Annotated in this window: 15 protein-coding genes; all 15 read left to right on the forward strand. The window is 35.6% G+C overall.

Features of this window, described 5'->3' with window-relative positions:
* Positions 1-213: 213 nt before the first annotated feature.
* The 15 genes from C1631_RS09740 to C1631_RS09815 all read left to right on the forward strand — a co-directional run bounded on the left by C1631_RS09740 (position 214) and on the right by C1631_RS09815 (position 15588).
* A complete protein-coding gene (locus C1631_RS09740) occupies positions 214-834 on the forward strand; it encodes a DUF5715 family protein (RefSeq protein WP_103248536.1) in 621 nt (206 codons plus the stop codon).
* A gap of 66 nt (positions 835-900) precedes the next feature.
* Positions 901-1668: a hypothetical protein gene (locus C1631_RS09745; RefSeq protein WP_228441151.1), complete on the forward strand. Its 768-nt coding sequence runs from the start codon at positions 901-903 to the stop codon at positions 1666-1668.
* A gap of 12 nt (positions 1669-1680) precedes the next feature.
* A complete protein-coding gene (locus tag C1631_RS09750; RefSeq protein WP_103248538.1) occupies positions 1681-2304 on the forward strand; it encodes a hypothetical protein in 624 nt (207 codons plus the stop codon).
* A gap of 110 nt (positions 2305-2414) precedes the next feature.
* On the forward strand, positions 2415-3086 hold the full coding sequence (locus C1631_RS09755) for a sensor histidine kinase (RefSeq protein WP_228441154.1): 672 nt from the start codon (positions 2415-2417) through the stop codon (positions 3084-3086).
* On the forward strand, positions 3055-3732 hold the full coding sequence (locus C1631_RS09760; RefSeq protein ID WP_109711898.1) for a response regulator transcription factor: 678 nt from the start codon (positions 3055-3057) through the stop codon (positions 3730-3732). Before C1631_RS09755 ends, C1631_RS09760 begins: the two co-directional genes overlap by 32 nt.
* Positions 3733-3882: 150 nt before the next feature.
* Positions 3883-5235 (forward strand): phospholipase effector Tle1 domain-containing protein, encoded by a 1353-nt coding sequence (locus C1631_RS09765; protein ID WP_109711900.1) that lies wholly within the window; start codon positions 3883-3885, stop codon positions 5233-5235.
* A gap of 251 nt (positions 5236-5486) precedes the next feature.
* On the forward strand, positions 5487-6224 hold the full coding sequence (locus C1631_RS09775; protein ID WP_103247389.1) for a hypothetical protein: 738 nt from the start codon (positions 5487-5489) through the stop codon (positions 6222-6224).
* A 44-nt stretch (positions 6225-6268) separates the two neighbouring features.
* Positions 6269-6910, forward strand: coding sequence for a hypothetical protein (locus C1631_RS09780; RefSeq protein WP_103247388.1), 642 nt, complete (start codon positions 6269-6271; stop codon positions 6908-6910).
* Between the two features lie 6 nt (positions 6911-6916).
* On the forward strand, positions 6917-7942 hold the full coding sequence (locus tag C1631_RS09785) for a hypothetical protein (RefSeq protein ID WP_109711902.1): 1026 nt from the start codon (positions 6917-6919) through the stop codon (positions 7940-7942).
* 75 nt (positions 7943-8017) lie between these two features.
* The gene (locus tag C1631_RS09790) at positions 8018-8266 is read left to right on the forward strand and encodes a hypothetical protein (RefSeq protein WP_109711904.1); all 249 of its coding nucleotides are present in this window, start codon (positions 8018-8020) and stop codon (positions 8264-8266) included.
* A gap of 137 nt (positions 8267-8403) precedes the next feature.
* On the forward strand, positions 8404-10335 hold the full coding sequence (locus C1631_RS09795) for an ABC-F family ATP-binding cassette domain-containing protein (RefSeq protein ID WP_103247385.1): 1932 nt from the start codon (positions 8404-8406) through the stop codon (positions 10333-10335).
* Positions 10336-10482: 147 nt separating this feature from the next.
* On the forward strand, positions 10483-10839 hold the full coding sequence (locus C1631_RS09800; protein WP_165828268.1) for a hypothetical protein: 357 nt from the start codon (positions 10483-10485) through the stop codon (positions 10837-10839).
* A 246-nt stretch (positions 10840-11085) separates the two neighbouring features.
* A complete protein-coding gene (locus C1631_RS09805) occupies positions 11086-13479 on the forward strand; it encodes a TonB-dependent receptor (protein ID WP_109711906.1) in 2394 nt (797 codons plus the stop codon).
* A 19-nt stretch (positions 13480-13498) separates the two neighbouring features.
* Positions 13499-14092, forward strand: coding sequence for a hypothetical protein (locus C1631_RS09810; RefSeq protein WP_109711908.1), 594 nt, complete (start codon positions 13499-13501; stop codon positions 14090-14092).
* A 161-nt stretch (positions 14093-14253) separates the two neighbouring features.
* Positions 14254-15588 carry a trigger factor gene (locus tag C1631_RS09815; RefSeq protein ID WP_103247382.1) on the forward strand — a complete coding sequence of 445 codons (1335 nt, stop codon included), beginning with the start codon at positions 14254-14256 and terminating at the stop codon, positions 15586-15588.
* The last annotated feature ends 51 nt before the right edge of the window (positions 15589-15639 follow it).

Genomic DNA, 15639 nt, shown 5'->3' on the forward strand with positions numbered 1-15639 from the left:
TTTATTTTTAAAATGTATCTCAAATGTAGAATTTATATCTTAAATTAAAAAGTTAAATCTGAAAAATATTTCAAAAACAAGAGAACAAAAATTGTTAAATCTATAATTTGGTTTAATGTTTGTTTGGGATTTTAGTAAAGTGTTTTTATTATCGAAGTTGAAAGACATGACATAAACGTTTTATCTTTCGTTAGTAATTTAAAAGGGTGGTTAATGAAAAAGTTTCTTTGTGCGGTCTTCGTACCTTTTATTTATAATTTACATTATTCGCAGGCAGCTAAGAAAGCTTTTCCCTGCTATGATCTTACCTCTGTATTGAAGGTGGAGCCGACAGCTCTTTATAAACCGCATCTTGACGCCTCAAAGAGTTTTGGAGTACAGTTGCTGAAAGATTCCAAAACAGTACAGAAATATATCAACAACGGAAAATTTCATAAAATAAAAAAAAGTGGAAAAGGATATCATATCCAAAGGCTTGATTATAGTAGGGCGTATATGGTTTCCAAAGCAAAAACGACACTTGAAAAGATAGGCTCCAAATTTAGCAAAGATACAAAAGGAGGAACATTTACTGTTTCTTCAATAACCAGAACGCTGGAAGATCAATGCAGATTGAGAAGAGTCAATTCCAACGCATCATTAGGAATAAGTTCTCACAATTATGGGAATTCTTTCGATATCTCCTATGTGAGATTCAACAATGTTCACAAATACAATCCCCGAATGGAAATAGCGATGGAGAAAGTTTTAAAGCATTATGTGGATGCTGGTAGAATTTATTACATCAAAGAAAAGCAACAAAGTTGTTATCATATTACAGTAAGAAATTATTAATTAAAATTCTTACTTGCATAAGATGTGTAGTTTGTATATTTTTATAGAACTAAAAAAATCATGACTATGATAACATTAAACAGTGAAGATTTCATGCTGCGAAAAGATGAATGCCAAGCAGCTATGGATCAGTGGAGTTTACATCTTACCCACTTTCCTGAACTGAAAAAGTTACTTCCTACCAACTACGTTTTTGAAATTAACAGTGGTCATCTCGATTGGATGAGAAAAAATAGTAAGTATGAAGAGTTTTGTGCTGCAGTTGGTGTTTATGATGCTCAGGTGATCCTTATTTTATATCCTATGGATGAGAAAGGACTTAGAAAAGATATGGATGAATACCCATGCTCTTTACTTTCTCCGCTTCAGTACGATCTCAGACTTCAGGAAATACAGCAGTATACCGTTGTTAAAAATGCCCTTCTTTCTAAAGATCTTCAAAGTATTGATAAGAATGCAGACATGTCTTTTCCGATTTCAAACAAACCGGTTCTTGAACAAGATAAAGCGGTGGAAGCTATTGAAAAATGGAGAAATGAAGGGATGGAATGGTTTTATCAGGAATGTACCGATTATAAAGGCGCCAGAATATTTACAAGATTCTATGTTCCTACCGCTGATTTATGCCTTGAAAATGGAGGACTTAAAAGGATCGTATGTTCATTCGGCTTAAAGTATAATGATGTATATGGAAGAATGTTGGTGACCCTTATTTTTATTTCCTTCCTTGAAAATCTACAGAATACGGGAAGTACTGCGCTTACCGAGGCCAATACCTATGATTGGGCAAAACCATGCCCGCCTGTTTGCCGCATACCAATGGACGGCTTATAATATATAAAAAGAATGGCTGATATTTTTAAGGCAATTTTATTCCTGAACTATGCTCTGCTTTTATCCGTTGTTGTATTAGGAGCAGCTAAATATAATATGCTAAATAATAAGGAAAGGCAGTATTTTTATTGTATTGCTTTTCTTTTTTTTATTGAGCTCCTTAATCTTATTTTGCCTTATATTTTCAAATTTAATGATACATCATTTCTGTATCCTTTATATATCGCAGGAGAGTTTTTTTTACTGACCGGCTTGTTTATCAGAAAGATGGATTGGCCCGGATATTTTCTTGGCTTTACAGGATTCCTGGCAGCAGGTTTTATGATTTCAAAATATGGATTCAATTACCCCGGAAATGCTGACATTGCGAAGGTGGTTTCCAATATTATGATCATCTGCTTATCAGGATTTACCCTGATTAAAGAAATTAAAGATGCTTCTGTACAGAACCGATTTCTATGGGTAGATGCAAGTATTTTTTTCTACTACTCGGTTTCTGTATTTGTCTTTATTATTCAGCATCAGATTGCAAACCTGTCCGAAAATGATTTTTACACCATTCTCAGTGCCAATAATGTTCTTTCGAGTATTTTGTACTGTTCATTACTATATATCTTCATCAAATTAAAGAAGTAACTTTAAATATCAACCTGTTAATCCTTATAATTGTTACCATAGCAGTTATCGTATCTTTTATTTTACTTGCTTACCGGTCTTTTATCAGCAGGATTATTAAGGAGAAAAATGTGCAGCACCAAGCGGAAGTTCGTCATCAAAAAAAACTGGTACTGGAAAATATCAAAGCTCAGGAAGAAGAAAGAAAAAAAATTGCTGTAATGATTCACGATGATATTGGAAACAGGCTTAATATTCTTTCCTTATGGCTTAATAATCTTGACACGCAGGGAGATGAACTGATTAAAAAAAATATTTATGATCAGATGTCATCCCTTATTGATGCTGCAAGAGGTATTTCACACTCATTATATCCTGTTAATCTTGAATCGGTAGGATTGGTTTTATATGTAGAAGAACTGATTGCCAATCTTTCTCATAAAATAAATATTTCACTACAGGTGATGACGGGATATGAAAAAAAAGATCTTTTTATAGAAGTTCAGTTATATAGAATTATTCAGGAATTTACCACCAATGTAATCAAGCATTCAACAGCAACTGATCTTTGGATATATATGAAAGACTATTCTCAGAATATGACGGTTATTATTTCGGATAACGGACAGGGATTCGATTATGAACAGGTGAAAAAGGGAATGGGAATCAAGAATATTGAATCCCGTATAAAATCTATGAATGCTACCCACAAATGGGAAAAAACTTTTTTAAATAAAGGAAGTCGTTTAATCATTAAAATACCAAAACATAATGAGTTCCCAAATCAAATTAGCCCTGATTGATGATGAACAGCTGATCCTGGAAGGGGTGAAAATGCTGCTGTCGAATGAAAAAAATATTTCGGTTTGCCTTACTTCGGATAATGGCCCCGATTTTATTGAACAACTGGAAAAGCTTTCAGAAGAAAATTTTCCCGATATTGCACTCGTGGACGTACAGATGAAGCCCATGAATGGCTTTGAACTGGTAGAAATTCTCAAAGAAAAATATCCGGAACTTAAAATTATTATCCTTTCTTCCCATTATAAAACCTCTATTCTCGGATATATGGTTAAGTTGGGAGTGTCTGCATTTCTTCCTAAGAATTCCAATAAAAAAATATTCATTGAAGCCATTACCATGGTGGATAAAAATGGAGTTTTCTTCACTCCGGAAGATCATCAGATGTTATTTACGTACATGAACAGCACAGCCAAGAAAAAGTCTCTCTTTGAAACAGAAGACGAATTGTCTGAACGCGAGAAAGACGTTGTAAAACTCATCTGCCAGGAGTTTACCAATAATGAAATCGGAGAGAAACTTTTTATAAGCCCCAGAACCGTCGAGAGCCACCGACAAAGGATATTAGAAAAGATAGGGGCCAAAAATACAGTGGGAATTGTCATTTATGCCATTGTGAACAATATATATTCCCTTGAAAAAATATAGTAAGATTCCGTAGAAATACGGAATTTTTTATTTGGTACTTTTCACTCTAGTTTAGCTTTTGTTTCTTCTGTTATTTTGGAATGTCTCTTTTAGGGATCTTAGAAAAAATAAAACACAAGCAGGATTTGCAATAAAAAATTAAATAAAAGCATGAATGGTAGTAGAGTGATTTCCATCGGGATTTTTTTTGATGGAACAGGAAATAATGGAGTAAATATTCTTTCACCGGATAAGCCGTTGAACAATAACGAAAGCTACTATGGTACTTTCACCAATATCTATAAATTATACAGTTTATTTAGAGGAGATGAAAAATTATACGTCGAAGGAATTGGAACCGTAACGGGGAACGAAGATAATAATTTTGCGATGGCAACATGTGCCAACCCACCATACGGAAATGGTTATTCTTCGGATGATAAACTTCAGACAGCAGATGATTTTATTCATAAACTCCTCCGTGATACAACAAAAGAATATCATTTTTATATCTACGGATTTGGAAGAGGAGGAATGTTGGCACGAACATTCTGTAACCAACTTCTACTTCATTATCCTCTGCAGGACTGTAAGATAAAATTTCTTGGAGTTTTCGATACCGTTGAATCGAAACCTTTTAATACGTATAACCTGGCTATTCCTTCCAAAGTAGAACAGGCACTGCACATCTGTGCGATCAATGAAAGCAGATTTTTTTTCCCGCTTACCGGTTTTTTTGAAAACTCAAAAACAATGAATGATCAGAAAACAGAAGGTCATTTATCCGTATGGAAAGAAGTTTTTGTCCCGGGAGCTCATGCAGATATAGGAGGTGGATATCTGGAAGGACCACAATCTGTCTATATCTCTACAGATTTTGTGAATACCGGTGATTTACAAAACTATGTTTCAGATATAAGGAATGCCAAAACAGATGCTCAGGGAAATAAAATCTGGGACGCTTTGCTTTCTGGATATGAAATTGAAAAAAGGAATACTTTCTCACAAGCTTATCTATGTCGTGATAAAGTCTATAATGACCTTTCAAAAGTATACGGAAAATTGATGTTGGAGGAAACCAATGCTATATCTTCCGTTTTCAGCCATGATAATGACGTATATTTTGCTTCAGATTATAACAAACATCATTTTCTCAATCGTTTTTATAAAACATTAAAAGAATATGTACAGGATTTTACAGCATATAGAAAACCAATATATGACTTCGAAAAATTAGCTGAATATATACACATTTCAGCCAATTTTGGATTATACAGTGATGGGCTACTGAAAAGATCAGAGTATGAAATTAATCTGGAACTTATTAATAACGGGTTAAATGTGTCCAGCAGTACTTCAGTTGATCAGGAAAGCCAGACAAGGCTTGCTGTAGAACTTCATCTTCCCGAAGACAGTTTCGTAGCAGATTTTTTATACGGAACCAGTGTTCCCAATAATGACATCTGGATCAGGTCGATTGTGAAAAGTTCTTCAGCGGCAAGGTTAAATGAAATCAATAATTAGTGCCAGCACTTTTTTCAGTTTTAAATTTAGGTTAGGGAACGTCTCACAAGATGTTCCCTTTATTTTTAAAGTATTTTTTAGGTTTTGAGTAGAAGTACTGAATTTTGAATTTGGTATTTTATACTGTAGTTTCTGGTTTTTTATTCCCGTTACTTTGAATTGTTCATTTGAAGCTTCAAAATAAAATATGAACAAGGCGGATTCTGAAAAGCCTAATTATAAAAAGAGTAAGAATACCAAAGACTAAAAACATGGAAAAGACACTTATCAAAACAGCAGCTACTACAATATTTTCAATTAATTTTGATTTTACATCAAGTGAGCAAAAAGCGATTCTTCAGTATCTACAACAAAACAACTACAAGCTAATGGGGTACAAAGGTGCTTCCGGACCTAATCAGGTTTCTACAGGAGTACCAGCTTGGTTTGCCGTTAACTATAGTGATATGTTCGGACAGGTAGAAATTGATTACGAGCCAAAATACAAGGTTTATGTTTTCAATAAGTCAACTATTGGAACCAATACTACGATACAAATGCAGGCATTATCCAATGAAGTGCCTTTAGGAACGGCTGTCGTTTTTCATCAGGACGGTTCTTTCTCCACCAACGGATCAGCTCCGGCAGGAATAATTACAGTGAAAAATGAAAGAGGAGCAGGTACTCCGAACATCACAATAGGATTAGCCGCAAAAGTAAACGGTGAATATCTGCCTTTCTGCGCATTTATATGTACACCACAAGGTTCTGTAAGCATGGAGCCTAACGAAAAAGTCGTTTTATTTGCCGCTCAAACCAGTATGACGTCGGGATCTGTAACGGGTAATGCTACAGCACCTGGATGTAATTTTATATTCAGTGCTCAGAATATAGAATATGATTTGCAAATGATTGCAGGAACTTACGGTATTGAAAGCGTACCTGGAACAGCACCAGTAAATCCAGTATCATCAGGAGAGTCATTGACACAGCTATTAAATATTTTCTAAAAAATACATCTTCCCGAAGGATCTTTTTCCTTCGGGATTTTATTATGGATACTACATTAAATATATATTTTGATAAAAACGGAGTCAGTTATCTGAATAATACCAATCAGATGGTAGGCATCATAAGGGCTTATCCCGGGGCTGTAGACCTCAAATATATATGTCTCGCATTTGCTCCTTTTATTAATAATAATCCCTGTACGTTTTCAGACTGTTGGAGAGCGCTGGCAAGTAGAAATCAGCCTCAGAGTATGGCAACTTACAAAGAAAATGTTTCCACAGACGCTCAGTACGGGCAAAGATATACCGTCTCCAATATTGGTTTTTATGGTACTCCCGGAAATTGTCCTCCGGATCTGCTAGGAATAGAAAATACATCCACTTCTGTTTTGTATCCGGGTATTGCTCAGAAAATAAACGGTGTTTTTGGGGTCTGCAACGCAGATACAGCCTCTGTAAACACTATTAATTATTTTGATTACAGCGATGAACTTTGGCTTTTTACAGCAAGTGGTATTTCTTCTAATATGGCCATTGCATCATCTCTTTTTGTTCCTTCTAATATGCAGAATAGAGGGTTCACCATAAGCAAATACCTTTCTATCACTTTTCAGGAGGATATGGATGTGTATTTTGATTCATTCAGTAATGTATTCAGAATAGGAAGGCTTCCTTCAAAAAAATAAAAAGTCATGGAAAATACAAATATTACTACAGAAGATTACCTGTATGCGTTAGGGCAAAATAATCTGGTGTATAATGATGATTTCCGTTACTTCAGTAATCAGACATCAAAAAACGGGGCGCTTATTTATGGTATTCCCGATGGCTGGTTATACAATGATAACGGAGCAAACGGAAAAATTTCGTTTGATTCAAATTCCAATCAATTGGTTATTCTTAAAAGTCAGACTTCAGATGAAATGACTTTTAAACAGGCCTTACACGAATTTCCCAGATGGAAGCAGATGCTGCCGGGAGAGACGGCTTCAGCTCAGGTTATTGTAAGTTTAAAAGTGAGTGGAGAACTTACAGTACAATTATCAGATGGAATTGATTCCAGCTCAGTGACTGTATCTCAAACCGGAGACTATCAACTGAATCTGCGGCATACCATAAATCCTTCTGCAACGAAGCTTATATTAGGTATTTCTTCAAAGACTCCCAATGCAGAAATAAGAATTTCCCAATGCTGTACAAATTTGGGGCTGATCGCTCTCAGGAACCTCCCATGTATCATTCAGGGAATTATTGGGGAACGCAGGCAATATATTGCGACAGAATTTGCCCCTGAAGGAGAATTTTCCTTATGTACAGCTCCTATGGAATTGGATGCCAATTATACAAGATTGAACTCGATTCTTAATTACAGGTTTGGAAAAGGTCCCAACGGATTTTCAATGCTACTGGATATGAGGGGATACTTTAGCCGTGCTTGGAATAATCAGGCAGGAGTAGATATGAATGCCACAGAAAGAAAAGCTCCCGGTACAGGAACAATTACCGGAGATCATGTGAGTACTTTTGAAAATGATATTTTTAAAAAGCATGACCATGGACTGAAGTTTTCCACCACGGCAATGATACCCCCGGGAAACGGACCCACTCCTATGAGTATTATTGATACAAAAAGTAATTCAAGAACAGATGTGGAAGCAGATGGCCTGGAAACAAGACCTAAGAATATTGCCGAATTATATACCATAAAATGGGCATAATTCTCAATAATGATTGTTTTTATCCCCGAATAATCAATCACAAAATTATTTATTAACACCCAAAAACAAAATGTTATGTTAGTTTCAGCTTGGCTTAAAAAAGCAAACAAACTTTTAGATACTTGTAACTATGAAATCAGTATTAAAAATGGTAGCAAACCAATTACAATGGCTCAGGCTACCACGTTGAATGAATTGCAAAATGATATAGGATCTCATCATGGGATCAAACAAGTAAAGTATAAAGAGGCAGCAGAAAGTCTCGTAGAAATGATCGCCATGGTGGAAGCGGGAAAAAAAACACCACCGCTTATTGCCGGATAAATTCTAAAAAAAACATATTTCTTAAAAGAAAGGGCTGTCTGTTTTTAAGGCGGTCTTTTTTATTTCTGGCCTATTCATTTCTTTTTCCGTATTTTTGCACCCGAAAATTCATTATTCATTACTAATTATTAATTAAAATGCTTTCTGTTCAAAGTTTAGGATTACATCATTCCGGAAATTATTTATTTCAAAATGTAAATTTCACCATTAAAAAGGATGATAAAGTAGGTCTTGTAGGAAAAAATGGAGCGGGGAAATCCACTTTATTAAAAATGCTTTCCGGCGAAATTAATTTCTACGAAGGAGAAGTGGTCACTGAGGGAAGTGTAACCATAGGCTTTCTGAAACAAGATCTTGATTTTGTTAAAGGAAGAACCGTCTGGAATGAAACAATGCAGGCTTTTGAACAAATCAATGCATGGAAAAATGAGCTTGAAGAGGTGAATCACCAGATGGCAACCCGAACAGATTACGAAAGTGATTCTTATACGGACTTGATTAATAAAATGACCGAATTGAATGATCTTTTGATGAACCATGATGCCTACAATCTTGAAGGTGATATGGAGAAGGTGTTGTTTGGTTTAGGTTTTAAAGCAGATGATTTTCAAAAGATTACCGATGAATTTTCCGGAGGATGGAGAATGAGAATTGAGCTGGCAAAACTTTTATTACAGAAGAATGATATCATGCTTCTCGATGAACCTACCAACCACCTTGATATGGAATCCATCATCTGGCTTGAAAACTTCCTGAAAGATTATCCGGGAGCCATCGTTCTGGTAAGTCACGATAAACAGTTCATGACAGCCGTTTGTAACAGAACATTTGATATCAACAATAGAAAAGTTGATGATTATAAAGCCAACTATACTAAATATCTTGTCATGAGAGAAGATCGCCGCGAGAAGCTGATTCAGGCTAAAAAGAATCAGGATGCGGAGATCAAACAAATGGAGGATAATATTAATAAGTTCCGTGCCAGTGCCACAAAAGCTTCTTTTGCTCAGTCACTCATCAAAAAACTGGCTAAAATTGAACGTATTGAAGTAGACAATGAAGACGTTTCCAAGTTCAATATCCGTTTTGTACAATCAATGGTACCGGGTAAAGTTATTTTTGAAGCAGAAAACCTTGGGAAAGCATATGGTCAGAAACAAATTTTTGATGATGTGGATTTCATTGTTCAGAGAGGAGACAGAATTGCTCTTTTAGGACAGAACGGACAAGGAAAAACAACTCTGGCTAAAATTCTTGCCGGAGATATTAAAGATTATTCAGGAACCTGGAATCTTGGACATAATGTAAATATCGGGTATTTTGCTCAGAACCAGGAAGAGGTTTTGACACCGAATAAAACAGTGTTGGAAGAAGCAGAAGATGCTGCCACAGAAGAAACAAGACCTAGAGTAAGAGATTTATTAGGATCTTTCCTGTTTCAGGGAGAGGCCGTTTCCAAAAAGACGAAAGTCCTTTCCGGAGGAGAAAGAAACCGTCTGGCACTTTGTAAGCTTTTACTTCGTCCTTTCAATACGTTGATTATGGACGAACCTACCAATCACCTTGATATCCAGTCCAAGGAAATCATCAAATTGGCATTACAGAATTTTGAAGGGACTTTGATTGTTATTTCGCACGACAGAGAATTCCTTCAGGGACTTTGTGATAAAATCTACGAATTCCGTGACGGAAAGATGAAAGAATTCCTGGGAGATATTAATGAATATCTGGAATATAGACAAAAAGAAACGATCAGGGAAATTTCTGCAGAGAAAGCGAAGCTCCATCGGGAAGACGTTGAGGTAGAACCGAAAAAAGTAGAAGAAAAGCCGGTAGTTACCGTAAGCCCTTCATCAAACATTATAAGTAAGGAGCAGAAGAATGTTCAGAATAAAATCAAAAAAGTTGAAGAAAAGATTTCTGAACTTGAAACTAAAATAGAGAACATGGAAGCCTCTTTTGCCAAAGAAAATCCTTCTGAAGAGACCCTGGAAGAGTACAATAAAGCGAAAGAAGAACTTGATAGCGCCCTGCAGGAATGGGAGTATCTGGGAACTCAGCTTGATTAATGATAATAAAATGCTTCATAAACTAAAAAATTATGAAGCATTTTTTTTGTAACAGAATTGCTCTCATTTCTACATATTATCAGTAATCATAAAGTAATTTAATAAAAGTTTAAGGAAACAATTAAATTATTTTCATAATTTTGAACCATGATTTTTAAAGAAAGCAGAAACCTAAAGAGTTTTATCTCCAAGCTATTGTTTGGAGTGTACTTCCTCGCACTGCTTTCTCAAAGCTTTCACCACCATGATTCTGTGGATTACTTTAAGTCTTTCAATCTTAAAAAGACAGAGAATACAGTAACGAAAGCAGCTACTAAAGAGAAAGCTGGCGACTGTCTGGCCTGCCACTTTTTGGTAACCGGACACACCTTAGCTCCTGAAGATTTCAGCTTGGCTTTTGAGCACTACACTCACGAAGTAAAGCAAATCATTACGATTCAGGAGAAGATCTGGTCTCAGACCAAATTTACTTTTCAACTTCGGGGTCCTCCCGCAATTTCATAATCAATAGATTCTTACGGGTTTAAAGTTTTGTACTTTAAAGTTCAGCATTTTATTTTCAAAGGGTAAGGTTATTGGAAAATAACTGATGGGTGTGATTGGTAACTATAATTCAAGAATACCCAATGACTAACGTTGGATTTTGACCATGAAAATAAAGTATTTTCTGTATTGTACATATAATAACCCCTCTAACAAATTTTAACGAAAATGTACCTATTAAAAAGGTACGCAATCAATCTATTTACAATGAAATTGATATATTGCCTGCTGCTGATCTTTTGCGGATCAGTATTTACAAGTGCACAAAAAACATATACTGTACAAGGAACCGTTCAGGATTTTCACGATAAAAGTCTGCTGGGAAATGCAGTAGTGAAAATAGGAAACTATACAGCAAAAACAGATCAGAAGGGAGTTTTCTCTTTCGATAAAATCCCTGCAGGGAAGTATACACTCATTGCCAAACATCCTGATTGCAATGATTATACTGAAAATATAGGAGTTGATAAGGATGTACATCTGGTAATTACTCTGGAACACCACAGTAATGATATTGAAACGGTGACTTTGCATGGAAGCCATAAAAACAATGGGAGTCTTGTGGTTAAAACCCTTGATAAGTCTACAATTTCAAGAAATATTACAGAGAATTTAGGCAATCTTCTTACAAATATTTCCGGAGTCAATGTACTGAAAACCGGTAATAATATTGCGAAGCCCATCATTCACGGGTTATATGGAAGTCGGGTTTCTATCATCAATGATGGGGTGAAATTGGCAGAGCAGGAATGGGGAGTGGAACATGCTCCGAACGTTGATGTTAACAATTTTGAACACATTGATGTGGTAAAAGGGGCTTCGGCTCTTAAGTACGGCAGCGGTGCTGTAGGAGGTGTAGTGATTTTGCAGCCTCAGATCCTGCCCAAAAAAGATACGATTATGGGATTAGTTTCTCTTTCGGGAATCTCTAATGGTCGAGGGGGCGATCTGAATGTGAAATTGGCAAAAACCTGGGAAAATGGCTGGGCTGTAAAAACCAACGGAAGCTTTAAAAAGCTTGGAGATTTAGAAGCTCGGGATTATGGTCTGATGAATACCGGATTACAAAGTTCGGGATTCAATTTCGGAGTACAAAAGCTGACATTTGATAAAGGAATTTCATTTGACTATTATCTTACCAAGAGCTCAATAGGAATTTTGAGAAGTTCTCACGTGGGCTCTGCTGATGATCTGGATGAGGCTTTATCAAATCAACAGCCTATTTATACCAGAGATTTTAGCTATAATATTGATAATCCGAAACAGGAGATTGAGCATCATATTGCAAAGGTTTCTGCATACAAAAGATTTAAGGATTTTGGGAAAGTTACAGCAACCTATAGTTTTCAGTATAATCACAGAAAAGAGTATGATATCCGTCGAACAGCTGAATTAAGTAAAAAACCGGGACTGGATCTTGAGCTTATTACTCATGATTTAAGTGTTAACCATTTGATTGAAAGACCAAAATGGAACCTCGAAACCGGAATCAACGGAGGATACCAAAACAATTATTCTACGACAAAGACTGAAGCGAGACGTCTGGTGCCTAATTATGACAGGTTCTATGCAGGAATTTACTCCGTATATAAGTATAAATTTTTGTCGGATCTTGACCTGGAAATTGGAGGAAGATATGATTTTGATCGTTATGAAGTGACAAAATGGTATGATCTTAGTCGATGGAATAACAAGTATGCGCAGGATTACTCTGATTTTGTTGTAAGAATTAATCAAAACAGAATTCTTACAAAGCCTGCCCTTAATTACAATAATATTTCTGCAAATGCCGGGATCGTTTATCACCCTTCCGAAAATTTCAATTTGAAATTTAATTATGCAAGAGTGTCCAGATCTCCGAACGTTGCTGAGCTTTTTGCTGACGGATTGCACCATTCTGCAGCGATTATAGAAAGAGGAGATCTGAGTCTTAAAAATGAAACGGGTAACCAGTTTAATTTAGTTGCTGATATGAAACTAAAGGTTCTGGGAGGATTAAATATTTCAGTAAACCCTTATTTCTTTTATACCAGAAATTTTATTAATGAAATTCCTACAGGATACAGTAATACTCAATGGGGGGGAGATTTTGTGGTTTACGATTTCCAGCAGATAGATGCAAGAATGTATGGAGCAGATTTGGATGTAGCCCTTAAAATTAATGATCATCTTAGCTATAAAGGAAATGCTTCGTATGTATATGGCCAGGATATTACCCACGATGTGCCATTGATTATGATGATGCCTGCAACGTTTAACAACTCTCTGGAATTCAGTAAAAAAGAATGGAAGAGCTTTTATTTCAATGTAAGTAATAAAACAGTGCTGGCACAAAGCAGATTTCCCATCTATAATATTTTGATTACAAAATATGACACAAATGGTAATTCGTATAAAAAAGAGGTAGATATTTCTACACCACCCAACGGGTATTCCCTTTGGAACCTTCAGACAGGGGTCAATCTGTCTAAAAACCTTGGAGTTGATTTCTCTGTCCGCAATGTGTTCAACACAGCATATCGCGATTATTTGAACAGACTACGTTACTTCTCTGATGAGATGGGACGAAGCTTTATCTTAACTCTTAAATATCAATTTTAATTAATTATAAATCAAAACAATGAAAAATATTTTTAAAAATACAACACTTATTTTAACCCTTTTAGTTATTGCTGTTTCTTTAAACCTGACTTCTTGTAACAGAAGTGACGATGAAGCAGATGACCTTCCGCAGGAAGAACTTTCAAATATCTTATTAAAAGTTACTGATGAGGCTACTCCCAATACTCCGGTTATTTATGATTATCAGGTAAACAGTACTTCTAACCCCAATGTTAAGCTGGTTAACGGGCATACCTATAATGTAGAAGTAATCTTTAAAAATGGAGACGAAGATGCTACCAATGAAATTAAAACCGCAAAAGATGAACATTTTTTAGTTTATAATTTCCCGAATTCAGATATTGCTTTAACCCGTACTGATGATTCGTCCTCTACACGTGGTGATGGTAAACATGTGGGTTTAAAAACAAAGTGGGTAGTGAACACAGCAATTAAGAATCCAGCTGCAACAAGTACACAATTGATTCTTACTCTTTATCACGAGCCTAAAACGGTTTCTGAAGCTTCTGCAACAAGTGGAAACGGTGTTGTTTATGGTCAGCAGTCGGGTGGAGAAACAGATGCTCAGGCTACCTATAATCTAAACAACTAAACAGATCTTAAAAAAACACAATTGATAGATATTATCTTGTTAAGACCATCGGAATTTTCCGGTGGTTTTTTATTTAACAATATTTGGCGTTATAAGTTGATTTTAAATAGGTGATTTTCATAAAAAATTCATATTTTTGCAACCTAAAATTTTAATCAATAATGAAGGTTACCGCACAAAACCATGATGACGTAAGTGCATTGCTTACAGTAACATTGGAAAAATCTGACTACAAAGAAAAAGTAGAGAAGCAGTTGATTAATTATGCTAAAAATGCGCAAGTTCCTGGATTCAGAAAAGGGAAAGTGCCTTTGAGTATGGTTAAAAAACAATATGAAGCAGGTATTGCATTTGAAGAAATCAACAGACAGGTTTCTGATGCTTTGAACAACTATGTTAACGAAAACAAACTAAGATTAGTTGGTCAACCTGTTCCTCAGCCAGTAAACCAGTTGGATTACAACGCTGATCAATTAGAAGTTGCTTTCGAAGTAGGATATGAGCCTGCATTCACTATAGATTTAGCTAAATATGAAGCACCTCACTACAAAGTAGAAGCTTCTGATAAAGAAATCAGCAAGAGTATTGAAAACATGCAGAAGCGTTTTGCTGAGCAGGTTCCTCAAGATAAAATCACTAAAGACTCTTATATCGCTTTAGAAGTTTCTCAAGTGGTAGAAGAAGATGCTGAAGGAGAGCACCACCACCATCCAAAAAACATTACCGTTACAGCTGAAAACAAAGAAGCTTTCAAATTGGTAAAAGGTTTGAAAATGGATGGGTCTGTAAAAGTAACTAAAGAAACTCTTGCAGGTGATGAAGAATTGGCTAAAGGATTAGGATTCAGCAAAGAAGAAGTTGAACACCTACACCACAACGAAGTAGAAGTTAAAGTAAAAGACTTCCATTCATTAAACTTAGCTGAGCTTAATCAGGATCTATTCGATAAAGTATACGGAGAAGGAAACATCAAGTCTGAAGACGAGTTGAAAGACAAAGTGAAGGCTGAATTGGATGAGTATTTCCAGCAAAATGCTGATGTTCACTTTGTGAATAAAGTGTTAGAGCAAGTAACTGAGAAAGAAGAAGTAGCACTTCCTGAAGCTTTCCTTGTGAAATGGTTAATGTTCTCTAACCAGAACATCCAGTCTGAAGAGCAGGCTAAAGAAATCCTTGAAGCAGAGAAAAATCAATTGAGATACCAGATCATCGAAGGAAAACTGATGACTGATAACGAAATCAATCTTGATTATGCTGATGTATTGGCACAAGCTGAGCAATTAGTGAAAAACCAATTGGCTATCTACGGAATCCACCACTTAGGTGATGAAGAAGTTCAGAAATATGCTGTTGAAATGTTGAAAGATCAGGAGCAGGTAAGACAAATTTCTTCTGAAGTTGCTATGGCTAAATTAAAAGATGTAATTCTTGAAAAAGCAAGCAAAAAAGAAACTAAAATTTCTCACGACGAATTTTTAGAAGAACTTAAAAAATAATTATACATCGATATAAATATTTAAAACCGTCAGTTTTTGACGGTTTTTTTT

This window comes from Chryseobacterium phosphatilyticum, from assembly GCF_002899825.2.
In the GTDB taxonomy this organism is placed as follows: domain Bacteria; phylum Bacteroidota; class Bacteroidia; order Flavobacteriales; family Weeksellaceae; genus Chryseobacterium; species Chryseobacterium phosphatilyticum.

Bases quoted from the DNA above. Each gene is read 5' to 3' on its own strand.
- C1631_RS09780 (WP_103247388.1), top strand. From the start codon at position 6,269: ATGGATACTACATTAAATATATATTTTGATAAAAACGGAGTCAGTTAT.
- C1631_RS09785 (WP_109711902.1), top strand. From the start codon at position 6,917: ATGGAAAATACAAATATTACTACAGAAGATTACCTGTATGCGTTAGGG.
- C1631_RS09805 (WP_109711906.1), top strand. From the start codon at position 11,086: ATGAAATTGATATATTGCCTGCTGCTGATCTTTTGCGGATCAGTATTT.
- C1631_RS09795 (WP_103247385.1), top strand. From the start codon at position 8,404: ATGCTTTCTGTTCAAAGTTTAGGATTACATCATTCCGGAAATTATTTA.
- C1631_RS09810 (WP_109711908.1), top strand. From the start codon at position 13,499: ATGAAAAATATTTTTAAAAATACAACACTTATTTTAACCCTTTTAGTT.
- C1631_RS09790 (WP_109711904.1), top strand. From the start codon at position 8,018: ATGTTAGTTTCAGCTTGGCTTAAAAAAGCAAACAAACTTTTAGATACT.
- C1631_RS09815 (WP_103247382.1), top strand. From the start codon at position 14,254: ATGAAGGTTACCGCACAAAACCATGATGACGTAAGTGCATTGCTTACA.
- C1631_RS09750 (WP_103248538.1), top strand. From the start codon at position 1,681: ATGGCTGATATTTTTAAGGCAATTTTATTCCTGAACTATGCTCTGCTT.
- C1631_RS09745 (WP_228441151.1), top strand. From the start codon at position 901: ATGATAACATTAAACAGTGAAGATTTCATGCTGCGAAAAGATGAATGC.
- C1631_RS09800 (WP_165828268.1), top strand. From the start codon at position 10,483: ATGATTTTTAAAGAAAGCAGAAACCTAAAGAGTTTTATCTCCAAGCTA.
- C1631_RS09740 (WP_103248536.1), top strand. From the start codon at position 214: ATGAAAAAGTTTCTTTGTGCGGTCTTCGTACCTTTTATTTATAATTTA.
- C1631_RS09760 (WP_109711898.1), top strand. From the start codon at position 3,055: ATGAGTTCCCAAATCAAATTAGCCCTGATTGATGATGAACAGCTGATC.
- C1631_RS09765 (WP_109711900.1), top strand. From the start codon at position 3,883: ATGAATGGTAGTAGAGTGATTTCCATCGGGATTTTTTTTGATGGAACA.
- C1631_RS09775 (WP_103247389.1), top strand. From the start codon at position 5,487: ATGGAAAAGACACTTATCAAAACAGCAGCTACTACAATATTTTCAATT.